The 12351-nt window shown below is 74.1% G+C and carries 10 protein-coding genes; 4 read left to right on the top strand and 6 right to left on the bottom strand.

Annotation, left to right across the window (positions count from 1 at the left end):
* Nucleotides 1-57: 57 nt before the first annotated feature.
* Complete coding sequence (locus AC07B0_RS05845; RefSeq protein ID WP_478896925.1) at nucleotides 58-2229, top strand: GAF domain-containing SpoIIE family protein phosphatase; 2172 nt, start codon at nucleotides 58-60, stop codon at nucleotides 2227-2229.
* 8 nt (nucleotides 2230-2237) lie between these two features.
* Here AC07B0_RS05845 and AC07B0_RS05840 read toward each other — a convergent pair whose 3' ends face one another.
* Nucleotides 2238-4040, bottom strand: a complete 1803-nt coding sequence (locus AC07B0_RS05840; protein WP_478896923.1) for a glycoside hydrolase family 15 protein — start codon at nucleotides 4038-4040, stop codon at nucleotides 2238-2240.
* 46 nt (nucleotides 4041-4086) lie between these two features.
* Nucleotides 4087-4656 carry a DoxX family protein gene (locus tag AC07B0_RS05835; protein WP_478896921.1) on the bottom strand — a complete coding sequence of 190 codons (570 nt, stop codon included), beginning with the start codon at nucleotides 4654-4656 and terminating at the stop codon, nucleotides 4087-4089.
* A gap of 111 nt (nucleotides 4657-4767) precedes the next feature.
* On the opposite strand from AC07B0_RS05835, the gene AC07B0_RS05830 reads away from it, so the two are divergent.
* Nucleotides 4768-5232, top strand: a complete 465-nt coding sequence (locus tag AC07B0_RS05830) for a MarR family winged helix-turn-helix transcriptional regulator (protein ID WP_356870524.1) — start codon at nucleotides 4768-4770, stop codon at nucleotides 5230-5232.
* 17 nt (nucleotides 5233-5249) lie between these two features.
* On the top strand, nucleotides 5250-5540 hold the full coding sequence (locus tag AC07B0_RS05825; RefSeq protein WP_469377443.1) for a YkvA family protein: 291 nt from the start codon (nucleotides 5250-5252) through the stop codon (nucleotides 5538-5540).
* Nucleotides 5541-5661: 121 nt separating this feature from the next.
* On the opposite strand, the gene AC07B0_RS05820 is transcribed toward AC07B0_RS05825, so the two are convergent.
* The 4 genes from AC07B0_RS05820 to AC07B0_RS05805 all read right to left on the bottom strand — a co-directional run bounded on the left by AC07B0_RS05820 (nucleotide 5662) and on the right by AC07B0_RS05805 (nucleotide 10358).
* Nucleotides 5662-6249: a hypothetical protein gene (locus AC07B0_RS05820; RefSeq protein WP_478896919.1), complete on the bottom strand. Its 588-nt coding sequence runs from the start codon at nucleotides 6247-6249 to the stop codon at nucleotides 5662-5664.
* 60 nt (nucleotides 6250-6309) lie between these two features.
* On the bottom strand, nucleotides 6310-7395 hold the full coding sequence (locus AC07B0_RS05815) for an SCO0930 family lipoprotein (protein WP_356870518.1): 1086 nt from the start codon (nucleotides 7393-7395) through the stop codon (nucleotides 6310-6312).
* A 144-nt stretch (nucleotides 7396-7539) separates the two neighbouring features.
* Nucleotides 7540-8988 (bottom strand): NADH-ubiquinone oxidoreductase-F iron-sulfur binding region domain-containing protein, encoded by a 1449-nt coding sequence (locus AC07B0_RS05810; protein WP_356870516.1) that lies wholly within the window; start codon nucleotides 8986-8988, stop codon nucleotides 7540-7542.
* Complete coding sequence (locus AC07B0_RS05805; protein ID WP_478896917.1) at nucleotides 8985-10358, bottom strand: hypothetical protein; 1374 nt, start codon at nucleotides 10356-10358, stop codon at nucleotides 8985-8987. Before AC07B0_RS05805 ends, AC07B0_RS05810 begins: the two co-directional genes overlap by 4 nt.
* 580 nt (nucleotides 10359-10938) lie before the next feature.
* On the opposite strand from AC07B0_RS05805, the gene AC07B0_RS05800 reads away from it, so the two are divergent.
* The gene (locus AC07B0_RS05800; protein ID WP_356870512.1) at nucleotides 10939-12189 is read left to right on the top strand and encodes a PucR family transcriptional regulator; all 1251 of its coding nucleotides are present in this window, start codon (nucleotides 10939-10941) and stop codon (nucleotides 12187-12189) included.
* The last annotated feature ends 162 nt before the right edge of the window (nucleotides 12190-12351 follow it).

Below are 12351 nucleotides of genomic sequence, written 5' to 3'. Positions count from 1 at the left end.
GCCGGCGGTGCGGGTGGGCGTAGGGCCGATGCGGCCGCGGGGGCGGGGTCCGCCGGGATGCAGGTCCCGGCGGCGAGGGCGCATGCTGACTGTGTGACGGCGAGACCGGACAGCGGCGGCCCAGCCTCCGACGCCACGGCCGAGGTGCTCGTGCGTGCCACCGTCGGCGCCGTGGAGGCCCTGGGCGGGTTCGCGGGCGGGGTGTACCTGCGCTCGGACGACGAGGGGCTGCTGCGGTTGGCCGTCCTCGCCGGGCTGCCCGGGCAGCTGTTCCGCCCCTGGTGGCGGATGCAGGCCAACCGGCCCTACCCGGTCGCCGAGGCCTACCGCTCGGGCCAGTCCGTGCACCTGCACGACGGGGAGGAGGGCATGCGCCGCTTCCCCCAGCTCATGGCCGGACTGCCGTTCACCTTCGCCTCCCTGTACGAGCCGGTCACCGCCGGTTCCGAGCGGTTCGGCGTGCTGCTGGTCATGCGCTCCGCGACGCCCGGGGTGCCGGTCGGGCCCGCGGACCGGGAACGGCTGCGCGAGGCCGCCGACCGGCTGGCGCGCGAACTCGTCGCGCTGGGGGCCGCCGGTGCGCCGGTGACCTGGAACGGAGACCCGCTGTGCCCGCCCTCCTCCGCCCCGTCCGGTGGCGCCCGGCAGGCCGTGGACCGGCTCCCGCGGGCGGTGCTGTCCGTGGACCGGCGGGGCAGGATCGCCTTCGCCAACACCGCCGCCGAGGGTCTGCTGGGCCTCGGCGAGCCCCTGCTGCGGGGGCAGGTCCTGTGGGAGGTGCTGCCCTGGCTGGGGCACCCCGCCTACGAGGACCACTTCAGGGGGGCGTTCCTGTCCGGCGAACGGGTCCACTTCGCCGCCCGGCGCGCCCGCGGCCCCGACGGGGAGTGGCTGTCGGTCGGCCTGTTCCCGGGGCCGGACGGGATGACGGTGACGGTCGGATCCACGGAGAAGCCCACGTACGCGCCGGGTTCGGTCGAGCGGCCCGGCGCCGGGCTGGGATCGCCGGCCGACCGGGCCTCCGCGCTGTACCGGCCGGTGGCCCTCGCCATCGCCCTGACCGAGGCGGTCACCGCCCGCCAGGTGTCGGCCGTGGTCACCGACGAGCTGCTGCCCGCTTTCGGCGGCCGCCAGCTGGCCATCTACCTCCTCGACGAGCGGCACCTGTACCTCGCCTGGGAGACCGGTTTCCCCCAGGGGTTCCTCAACCGCTTCGACGGGGTCTCCCTCGACGTGCGGCTGCCCGGCGTGGAGACCCTGACCTCGGGGCGGCCGCTGTTCTTCGAGTCGATGGAGCGCCTGGCCGCGGCCTATCCGGGCATCCCGCTGGACGCGCACGTCGGCGCCCGGGCCTTCCTCCCGCTGATCGCCTCCGGCCGGCCGGTGGGCTCCTGCATCCTCGGCTTCGACGAGCCGCGCGGCTTCAGCCCGGAGGAGCGTACGGTCCTCACCGCGCTGGCCGGCCTGATCGCGCAGGCCCTGGAGCGGGCGCGGCGCTACGACAACGAGGCGGCCCTGGCCCGCGGACTCCAGGCGGCCCTGCTGCCGCACCGGCTGCCGGTCCTCGCGAACGTGGCCACCGTGGGCCGGTACCTGCCCGGAACCGACGGCATGGACATCGGCGGGGACTGGTACGACGTCATCGTCACCAGCGCCGGACTGCTGGCCCTGGTCATCGGCGACGTCCAGGGCCACGGGGTGTCCGCCGCCGCCACCATGGGACAACTGCGCAGCGCCGTACGGGCCTTCGCGCTCAGCGGCAACGCGCCGGAGGAAGTGATGCGGGGCACCAACCAACTGCTGATCGATCTGGACCCCGGACAGTTCGCCAGCTGCTGCTACGTCCTGCTCGACCCGGACTCCGGCCGCGCCCTCGCCGTCCGCGCCGGCCACCCCCAGCCGCTCCTGCGCCACCCCGACGGGCGTACGGAGGTACTGGACCTGCCGGGCGGGGTCGTCCTCGGCATCGACGCGGGCGGGGACTACCCGGTCACGGAGCTGCGCCTGGAGCCGGGCGCGGTGCTCGCCCTGTACACGGACGGGCTGGTGGAGAAGCCGGGCACCGACATCGACACGGGCGTGGAGCGGCTGCGGGCCGCCCTGGCCGCCGCCCGGCCGTCCCCGCTGACCGAGATGGCGGACCGGCTGGTCGCGGAGGCCGGCAACACCGCCGACCGCCCCGACGACATCGCCCTGCTGCTGGCGTCCCGCACGGACCGGCCGGGGTAGGGCGGGGATCAGGCCCCGAGCTCCTCTCCGGCCAGGGTCAGGGCGGTGTTCACCAGGCCGATGTGGCTGAACGCCTGGGGGAAGTTGCCGAGCTGGCGGCCGGCGACGGGGTCGTACTCCTCGGCCAGCAGGCCCACGTCGTTGCGGACGGCCAGGAGCCGTTCGAACAGTTCCCGGGCCTCCTTGCCGCGGCCCGTCATGTGCAGGGCGTCCACCAGCCAGAACGAGCAGGCCAGGAAGGCCCCTTCGTCCCCGGGCAGCCCGTCGACGGAGGGTCCCTCCGTGCTGTAGCGGCGGACCAGGCCGTTCCTGCCCAGCTCCGCCCGGACGGCGTCGACGGTGCCGACCACGCGCGGGTCGTCCGGCGGCAGGAAGCCCACCCGGGGGATGAGCAGGGTCGCCGCGTCGAGCTCGCGCGAGCCGTAGTACTGGGTGAAGGTGCCCCGTTCGGCGTCGTACCCGTGCTCGCAGACGTCGGCGTGGACCTCGTCCCTTATGGCCCGCCAGCGTTCCAGGTCGCCGGGGACCCCGGGGTCGCGTTCGATGGTGCGCACGGCCCGGTCGGCGGCGACCCACGCCATCACCTTGGAGTGCACGAAGTGGCGGCGGGGGCCGCGCACTTCCCAGAGCCCCTCGTCGGGCCGGTTCCAGTTCTTCTCCAGGAAGTCGAGGAGGGCGAGCTGGATCTGCCAGGCGTGCCGCTCCGCCGGGAGTCCGGAGGACCGGCCGAGGTACAGGGAGTCGATGACCTCTCCGTACACGTCGAGCTGGAGCTGGTCCACGGCGGCGTTCCCGACGCGCACGGGCGCCGAGGAGGCGTACCCGCGCAGCCAGGGCAGGTCGGTCTCGGGGATGCGGCGCTCGCCGGCGATCCCGTACATGATCTGGAGGTCGGCCGGGTCGCCGGCGGCCGCGCGCAGCAGCCAGGCCCGCCAGGCCCGGGCCTCGTCGAGGAATCCGGTGGCCAGGAGGGCGCCGAGGGTGAGGGTGGAGTCGCGCAGCCAGCAGTAGCGGTAGTCCCAGTTGCGGACTCCGCCGAGTTCCTCCGGCAGCGAGGTGGTCGCGGCGGCGACGATGCCGCCGGTCGGCGCGTACGTCAGGCCCTTGAGGGTGATCAGGGAGCGGGTGACGGCTTCGCGGTAGGGGCCCTCGTAGCGGCACCGGCCGGTCCACGCCCGCCAGTCGGCGAGGCTCTGTTCCAGTGCCGCGTACGGGTCCACGGGCTCGGGGCGCGGCTCGTGCGAGGGGTGCCAGGTCAGCACGAAGGCGACCTTGTCCCCCTCGCCGACGGTGAACTCCGAGCAGGTGCTGTTCGCCTCGCCCCAGGTCCGCACGGGGGGCTCGCTGCGGAACCAGGCCGAGTCGGGTCCGGCGACGGCGACCCGGTCGCCCTGGCTGCGCCGGACCCAGGGGACGACGTGGCCGTAGTCGAAGCGCAGGCGCAGGGTGCTGTGGACGGTGACCCGGCCGGACACTCCCTCGACGATGCGCACGACGTCGGGCGCGGTGTCGCGCTGCGGCATGAAGTCGACGACCTTGACCGTGCCGTCCGGGGTTTCCCAGAAGGACTCCAGGACGAGGGAGTCCTGGGCGTAGGCACGGCGCGTGCACCGTTCCCCGTCGGCGGCGCCGGCCGGGGCGATGCGCCAGTGGCCGTTCTCCTCGTCACCGAGGAGGGCGGCGAAGCAGGCGGCCGAGTCGAAGCGCGGCAGGCACAGCCAGTCGATGGACCCGTCGCGGCCGACCAGTGCGCTGGTCATGAGGTCGCCGATGAGTGCGTAGTCTTCGATCGCCTGTGTGGGGTGGTTCATTCATCCGCTGTTCCCCCAAACCCCCGGTGTCAATCGGCCCGTCCGGTCAGTTCCGGGCGAGGAGCGTCACGGCTGCGAGGACCACGCCGAGGGCGAGGGCGGCGGCGCCCGTCTTGAGCGTGTGGGCACGCAGGGCGGTGACGGGCAGCGCGCGGTCGACGGCGAGACGGCCGGGGCCGGTGAGGGTGAGTGCGGCGGCGGCCACGGCCAGGAGCAGCTCGTACTCCATGCCCTTGGGGGCGAAGAAGGAGCCGGTGCCGTGGACGGCGATGGCGTTGATCATCGTGCCGGTGACGGCCGCTCCGGCGAGCGGGGTGAGCAGTCCGGCCGCGAGGCCGAGGCCGCCGAGGGTTTCGGTGAGGCCGGCGACGACGGCCATGGCGTCGCCCGCCGGGTAGCCGCTGGCGGTGAAGAACTGGCCGGTGCCGCTGATGCCGCCGCCGCCGAACCAGCCGAAGAGCTTCTGGGTGCCGTGGGCGGCGATGGTCAGGCCGAGGACGAGGCGCAGGAGCAGCAGTCCGGCGTCGTAGGGTGCGGTGGTGGCCGCGGGGAGGGCGGCGGCCTGCTGAACGGCCGGGGCCGGGGCCTTCGTCGAGGTGGCGGAGGCGCTGGTCATGGGGGGATTCCTTCCGGTCGGGCCGGCTCGGCAGGAGTAGTTCAAATTCGAACCGGCAGCCCCGACCCTAGCCACTGATTCAAATTGGAACAACCTGTGTAGGCTGGACCCATGGCTGAGACGAGATGGCTGGACGACCGCGAGATGCGGGCCTGGAACGGCTTCCTGGCCGCGTCCGCCCTGGTGAACCGGCGGCTCGACCAGCAGCTCAAGGACGACTCCGGACTGTCCCACCCGCAGTACGAGATCCTCGTCCGCCTCGCCGCGGCGCCCGGCCGCGAGCTGCGCATGACGGAACTCGCCAACGGGCTGATCAACTCCAAGAGCGGGCTGACCTACCAGGTCACCCAGATGGAGAAGGCCGGACTGGTCCGGCGCCGCAGCTGCCCCTCCGACGTGCGCGGGGTCTTCGCCGTCCTCACCGACGCCGGTCAGGCCAGGCTGGAGGAGGCGGCGCCCGGGCACGTGACCACCGTCCGGGAGATCCTCGTCGACGTCCTCACCCCCGAGCAGCTCGACGCGCTCTCGGCCGGTCTGGGGGAAGTCAGCCGCCGGTTGCGGGAGCAGGGCGCCTGACGGGGTACAAGGGTCCCATGGACGGAAAAGTCTGGCTGGTCATCGCGGCGGTCCTCGCGGTCGCGCTGGCGGTCGCGGCCGCCGTGCTGCTGGTGCGGGTGTTCAAGGCCCGCAAGCTGCTGCTCGACGCCGGGATCCCGCTGCGCGACAAGGCGCTGTTCTGGGTCGCCGTCGTCTACACCGTCTCGCCGGTGGACCTGATCCCCGACCCGGTGTACCTCGACGACGTGGGCGTCCTGCTGCTCGCCCTGCGCTCCCTGCACGCGGCGGCCGTCTCCGCCGGGAAGCCCGCCGACCGGACCGTCTGACGGCACCGGGGCCGTACGGGGACGCCGCCGGGGGTACCGGATCCGGGATGCGAAGACTCCCACCGGGGCCTGGTAGGTGGGCCCCGGTGGGAGGTACGGGTGCGCCCGCGGGCGGTGGCGCTCAGGGCGCGGGCGGGCTCGCCGGCATGGAGCCGGGGCCGTGGCCGCCGCCGGCCGCGTGGCCCGCGTCCCCGGGGGTCGCGGAGGGACCACCCGGGAGGCCCCCCGGGTGGTCCTCCGGCTGCCCGGCGGCGGCGTGCGAGGCACCGTTCGCGACCGTTCCGCCGAGGCGTTCGCGCAGGGGCGCCAGGGCCTCCGCGCTGGCGGCGGTGACGACCCAGCGGTTGCCGACGAGGTAGGTGCCCCCGTACATCGAGGACTCCGTGAGCCAGGCGCGCTGGCCCTGGTCGGCGCTGAAGGTGGTCATCCGGTAGGCGTCCCGCCCCTGCCCGCAGGCCGCCTCCTTGAGTTCCTCCGCGTCGACGGTGATCTCGGGCGTGCAGCCGAGGACCGCGGCGATCTCCTGGAGGGTCGCGGGGCGGGCGGTGGACACCGGCCCCAGGTCGCCGGCAGCGCCCTGGCGGGCGCTCCCGGCGTCGTCGGGCGCCTTCTCGTGCTGTCCGGCGCATCCGCCGCACAGCAGGGAGGCGAGCAGGACGACGGCACACGGCAGGAGGTGGCGGGCGGTGATGCGGGGCGAGTCGGACACGTCTGCCTCACTGGGTTCCGGCGCGGGCTGATGGAGGTCGGTGGACACCCCCGGCGGGGGCTACTGGGGCGCCGCGACCTTCTTGCCGGCGTCGTTGACCGCGAACCAGAGGTTCTGCTTGCCGTGTCCGTTCGTCTGCCCGGGCGCGGTGTCACCGGTGAACGTGTAGACGGGCCAGCAGTCGATCGTCAATTGCATGCTGCCGTCCGGGCGTTTCACCGATCCGATCCATTCCTGGGGAATTCCCTTCACCTTCGTCTTGTCCACCACCGGGGCGGGCTTCCAGGTGTCGAGGCAGGCTCCGACGCAGCCGATCTTCATCGGCCAGGCACTGTCCTTGTCGAACCGGTAGAGCGTGTTTCCCTTTCCGTCCACGAGAATCTTTCCGAGCTTTTCATTGGCTTCCACGGCGAGCCCGGCGGCTCCGGCTTTCGCCTCGTCCGCCGCGCCGCCGCCGTACTCGTCCGCCCCCGGCTTCGCGGCTTCTTCCTTCGCCGCGTCCTCCTTGGCGCCTTCCTCCTTCGCTCCGCCGCCCTTCGCCCCGCCCTTGGCGTCGACGGCCTTCTTCCCGTCCGGCGCGAGCGCGTGCCAGGTACCGCCGACCCCTTCGCCCTTCGCCTCGCCCGGCTTGGTGTCCTTGGCGTAGCGGTAGACGGGCCAGCCCGCGAGGGTCAGCTGGCGGCTGCCGTCGGTGCGGACCACCTCGCCGAGGAGGCCGGCCTCGATGCCCGCGGAGGCCGTGGCGTCGTCCGCCGGGACCGGCGGCCAGGTCGTGGCGCAGCCTCCGTCGCAGTTGGACTTGGCGGGGTCGGGCGTGTCCTTGTCGAAGCGGTAGAGGGTGGCGCCGGCGCTGTCGGTGACCACGCTGCCGACCTCGGCGATGTCCCGGACCGCCAGCTTCCCGGCGGCGCCCGCCTTCTCCGCGGCGGAGCCCCCGGGGGCGGAACCGGAACCCGAGCCGGCCGCGGCATCCGATCCGTATCCGCCCGACCCGTATCCCGAGTCGCTCCCGATGGCCTTTCCGTCTCCGACCGGCTGTACGGAATTCACATTTCCGGCGGCGTTCGTACCGCCTCCGCAGCCAGCCGCGAACATCAGTACCGCGGCCACCGATCCGACAGATATCGCACGACGCTTGCTGTTCACGATCACTCCTTCGGTTTCTGCCCGGCGCTCTTGCGTCCTCGGTCATTCATAAGGCCTGCGGGGTCCGTCGAATTCGAATGGCCAGGAATTTGTCAGATCGCGCTAACGCCTGAACTCGGTTTCCCGGGGCCGTTCACAGCGGGCTCATTCCTGGATGCGCAGGGCGAGGGCCGGGCAGCGGCGTACGGCGCGCAGCGCCTTGGGCCGCAGCCGCCCGGGGACGGGCATGACGGCCTGCGCCGGGTACCCGTCGGCGTCCAGGCGCACGACTTCGGGCAGCAGGTCCACGCACAGGCCGTGCCCCTTGCACAGCGTCCAGTCCACGACGAGGCGTTCGGGGTTCTCGTCCGCGGGCAGGGGCAGGGCGCCCAGGACGCGCCGGCCGCAGCCGCTGCCGAGGGCGTGGTCGCGCAGTTCGTCGGGGAACGTGGCGAGCGCGGAGGCGACGAAGGAGGAGGTGCCGTCGGGGTGACTGCACGCGCCGCGGCCGCGTACGGCGCGCATGCGGGCCTCCACCGCTTCCAGGGCGCCCCTCCCGCCGCCGCCCACGAGGTTCTCCACCGCGTCGGCGAGGGAGGGCAGACCTCGCACGCAGGGCCCGCACTGGCCTGCGGATTCGTCCGCCATCCAGCGGGTCACCCGGGCCACTTCGCCCGCAGGGCAGGTGTCCTCGGGCAGCGGGAGGACCGCTCCGGCGCCCAGTACGGCGTCGTACGCGGCCAGGGACTGGCGGGACAGCGCCGCCGAACGGGCCGCCGCCGGGGGCAGCCACCGCCCGTGGTAGCCGCCCACGAGGACTCCCTGGCCGGGATCCGACCCGCACAGTTCCAGTACGTAGGCGAGGGACGTCCCGGTCGGCACCTCGACGGCGGTGGCGCCGCCGACGGTGAGCATGAGGGTGCCCGGTTCGGCGGGGAGGCCGACTTCGCAGTAGGCGTCGGCGCCGAGGCGGGCGGCGACGGCGAGCTGGGCGTAGGTCTCCGTGTTGGAGAGCAGGGTGGGCAGGCCGCCGAGGCCCCGGTCACTGGTGCGCACCTTCCGCCCGGACGGGAGGGCGGGGCCGCCTTCGATGCCGTTGATGAGGGAGGTCCCCTCGCCCGTAACGAAGCGTTCGGGGAGGCGGGCGACGCGGACCCGGCTGCCGACCGGGCCGCGTTCGGCGACGGCGGCGCGCACCGACTGTTCGACGTCCTCCCGGGTGACGCCGACGACCACGTCCTCCGCGCCGAGGGCGGCCGCCGCCAGCAGGGCCCCGTCGAGCACCAGGTGCGGTACGTGCAGCAGCAGGGCGGTGTCCTTCAGACAACTGGGCTCTCCCTCGCTGCCGTTGACGACGACCGCGGTACGGCCTTCGCGGCCGGCGGCGGTCCGGGTGACGGCCCGGACTTTGCGGGCGAAGGGGAAGCCCGCTCCGCCGCGGCCCCGCAGGTCGATGCGTTCGGCCAGTTCGATGAGCTGGTCGGGGCTGTACGGGGGCAGCGGGCCGTGGACGCTCAGGTGGGCCTCGCGGTCGAGGCGGGTGGCGGTGTCGAGTCCGGCCAGCAGGCGGGGCTGTCCGACGCAGCCGAGGGCCGGCCGCGTGACGCCGCTCATGCGCGCCCCCGCCCGCCGTCGAACGGGGCGCCGGGGCGGCCGTCGGCGGTGGTGGCGCCGCCGGGTACGAACATCATGGCGTAGGGGGCCCCATCGGGCCCGGAGGGCGGGGCGGCCCGGGCCGCCACCACGGGGCCGACGGCCCCCGTCGGTATGAGCAGGGTGTCGGCGAGCGGGTCCGCGCCCTGGGAGAGGATGCCCGGCAGCGGGACGACCGGGGGCACGGCGAACTGCTCCCGGCCGACGGGCTGTCCGGCGAACGAGGGAGGTACGCCGGGCGGCGCGGCGGGCGGCTGCGCGAACCCTGAGGGCGCGAATCCCTGCTGGCCGAAGGCGGACTGGCCGAAGTCCGGCTGTCCGAGCCCGGACTGGCCGAAGTCGGGCTGCGCGAGTGCGGACTGGCCGAACGCGTTCTGCACGAAGGCGGGCTGCGCGAACGCCGCTTGGGCGAAAGCCGGTTGGGCGAGCGGGACCTGCGGGAAGGCGGGCTGTCCGGTGGGGGCCTCGGCGTACGCGGGCTGCGCGAAGGGCATCTGGCTCGTGGCGGCCTCGGCGAACGCGGCCTGCACCGCCTCCGGTTCGGCGGCGGGGGCGGCGGAGCGGCGGTCCAGCTGCCGCGCGAGGCGGGCCGTGAGCCGTTCCCCGGACTGTTCGGCGGGCTGGCGTACGAAAGGCTTCGGGTTGCGCGGCGGCGCCTGCCCGGGGGCCTGGGGAGCGGAGGGCTGCGCGACGGCCGGGCGGGCCGGGGCCGCGCGCAGCCGGGCCCGCATCCGCAGGAAGAGCACGCCCGCCACGCCGGCCAGGCACAGCCCGTAGGCCACGGTGACCCACATGCTGGCCGGGCGTCCGGCCTTCAGTCCGTGCACCAGCGAGGCGCCCCAGGCCGGGTACGCGCCCATGTGCAGGGCCCGCCACCACATGGACCGGCCCTTGGTGGCGAAGGCGCTGCGGACGGCGCCGGAGACCGCGACGGAGACGAAGAGGTATCCGGCGAGGGTGCCCAGTCCGATGAGCACGGGCTGTTCCCGGTCCGTGAACGGCACGAACGCGGCGGTGGCTTCGGTCTGCGCCTCGGCGATCTTGACCCAGACGTGCAGGGCGAGGAAGCCGAGCCCCGAGACGGCGAGGCCGCGGTGGGCCCCCTGGGCGAGGATCCGGTGACCGGAGGTCAGCAACGTACGGTCCGTGGCCGCGAGGCCCCACAGGACGGCGGAGGTGAGCGACACGAGGGAGAGGACGCCGGCGCCGTAGTCGAGGAAGTCGAACAGGCGCGTCAGCGCGCCCGCCCTGGCCGCGACGGCCAGGGCGAGCAGGGCGGCGAGGGCCGCGGCGCAGAGGGCCGCGGGATGCGGTCCTCCGCCGGCGGACAACAGGGGCGGGCGCCGGAAGGCCCTTCGGCCACCGGCCTCCGCGGGGGCCGCACCGGCATGCCGTCTGGTGCGTCGGGCCCGGTGAGAGCGTGGCATACGGGTCTGGGACAGGGGCATCGGGTTCTCCCATACGCCCGGGCCCGAGCACTCCACCTCGCACTCGGCGCCCGGGGGTAGTCGTCGGAACTGCTCCGCGGCGGGCGGGAGATGGATGCCTCGCCGGCCGGGAGCGGGGGCCGGAGTGCAGAAGCATCGTGGAGGTTCGCAATCCCTCCACAGTATTTATCTAATCGTGACAACTTCTGGCGGCCACGGCATCATCAGCTCGAACACCCCCGGAAGATTCCCTTCCAACGGTGCGGTGGCCGACCGGGCTCACGTCTTGTCGGCTGCCACACCTCCCCGTCGGCAAAATCGAGGCAAAGCTGCGGGACTGCAAGTGGATGGCACGCTCGTGGAGGGAGTAGAGGTGCTGGACTCCCCCGTCGGCACTGGCGCCGGCGGGTGAGGGAGGCAGCTTCTACGAGGCTGGTCACCCCTCCACGGGACAGGCCGTACCCCGGCATGAACGAGGTAACAAATGTGCGAACTTCTGAACCGCATCTGGTCCCGCCCCCGCGGCGAATGGACCCGCGTCCTGCGAAGGGAACTGCCCGCGCTGGCCGCTGGGATAGTGGAGGAGCTCCGGGACGGAATCCCGGGATTCGCCGAACTGGTCGAGGAAGTCGGTGAGGACGTGGTCAGACAGCAGGTCGAGGCGGGCCTGCTCACCACCCTCGGGTACCGCGAGTCCACGGCGCCGCAGAAGGAACGACAGAAGGAAGGGGAGGGATGCCGCGACCCCGAGCCGCAACACGCCGCGGCCTCCGACTGCGACCCACCCGTCCACGACCGCTCCGGCGCCGAAGAGGGTGTGGACCGCGGCCCGGACCGCGACACCGAACAGGGCGCCGCCGCGGAGGAGTCGGGAGCGCCGCACCGGCGCGTCCGGCCGGCCTCCCTGACCGTCGTCCCCACGAGCGGGCCCGGCCCGGCTCCCGAACGTGCCCGGCGAGAGCTCTTCACCGCTCTTACGGGTGACATGTCCATGTCTGACCCGGCTTTGGCCGAACTCGCCGCGGCGGCCAACTGGCCCCTCCCCACCGCGGTCCGGGCCATCGCCATGACCACCATCGGGGAAACCCAGCAGCTGGCCGCCGCCCTGGACGACGGCCTCGCCGGGCTGGCGGGCGCCCAGCCCTGCCTGCTCGTCCCCAGCCCCGACCCCGAGGCGCGCACCCCGCTGGAGGCCGTGCTGCGCGGCCGGTACGCCGCCGTCGGCCATCCCGTCGCGGCACGGGACACCGCGTCCTCGCTGCGCTGGGCGCTGCGGCTCCTCACCCTCACCCCCGCCCGTGCCGGCATGGAGGCGCGGGCGGTCTTCGTGGACGACCACCTGTCGACCCTGCTGCTGCTCCAGGACGAGCCACTGGCCCACGCGCTGGCCGCCCGCTGGCTGCGGCCCCTCGCCAACCTGACCCCCCGCCAGAGCGAGCGCCTCGAAGTGACCCTCCTCGCCTGGCTGGAGGGCGGCGGCGCCCCCGAGGCCGCCAAGGCGCTGAGCGTGCACCCCCAGACGGTCCGCTACCGCATGCGTCAGCTGGAGAAGCTGTTCGGCCCCGGGCTGCGCGACCCCCGTACCCGCTTCGAACTGGAACTCGCCCTGCGCAGCCGCCGCCTCATGGCCCAGGTCCGGCGCCAGCACTCCCGCGTCGGCCGCCGGGCCCGCGCCGTGGCCACCGACTTCGGAGCCGTCGGCGTGGGCCGCATGGCCCGCGTCAACGGCCTGTAACCCACCCCCCGCCACCGCTCCCCCTCACGTCCCCTCACCCTCCCCCCACAGACTTCCCGGCGCCCGGGCCCTCTCCCCCGAGAGGACCCGGGCGCCGCCACGTCCCGGCCCGGACCGGCGGGGCCCGGAACCCGCCCGGCCAGCGCCCCCGTCCGCCCGACG

The sequence above is a fragment of the Streptomyces sp. NPDC044704 genome (assembly GCF_056433525.1).
The sequence above is the reverse complement of the archived record's forward strand: the minus strand, read 5'-3'. Positions and strand labels throughout refer to the sequence as shown.

Coding starts and splice junctions, on each gene's coding strand:
- AC07B0_RS05845 (WP_478896925.1), top strand. CDS start 58: ATGCAGGTCCCGGCGGCGAGGGCGCATGCTGACTGTGTGACGGCGAGA.
- AC07B0_RS05840 (WP_478896923.1), bottom strand. CDS start 4,040: ATGAACCACCCCACACAGGCGATCGAAGACTACGCACTCATCGGCGAC.
- AC07B0_RS05835 (WP_478896921.1), bottom strand. CDS start 4,656: ATGACCAGCGCCTCCGCCACCTCGACGAAGGCCCCGGCCCCGGCCGTT.
- AC07B0_RS05830 (WP_356870524.1), top strand. CDS start 4,768: ATGGCTGAGACGAGATGGCTGGACGACCGCGAGATGCGGGCCTGGAAC.
- AC07B0_RS05825 (WP_469377443.1), top strand. CDS start 5,250: ATGGACGGAAAAGTCTGGCTGGTCATCGCGGCGGTCCTCGCGGTCGCG.
- AC07B0_RS05810 (WP_356870516.1), bottom strand. CDS start 8,988: ATGAGCGGCGTCACGCGGCCGGCCCTCGGCTGCGTCGGACAGCCCCGC.
- AC07B0_RS05800 (WP_356870512.1), top strand. CDS start 10,939: ATGTGCGAACTTCTGAACCGCATCTGGTCCCGCCCCCGCGGCGAATGG.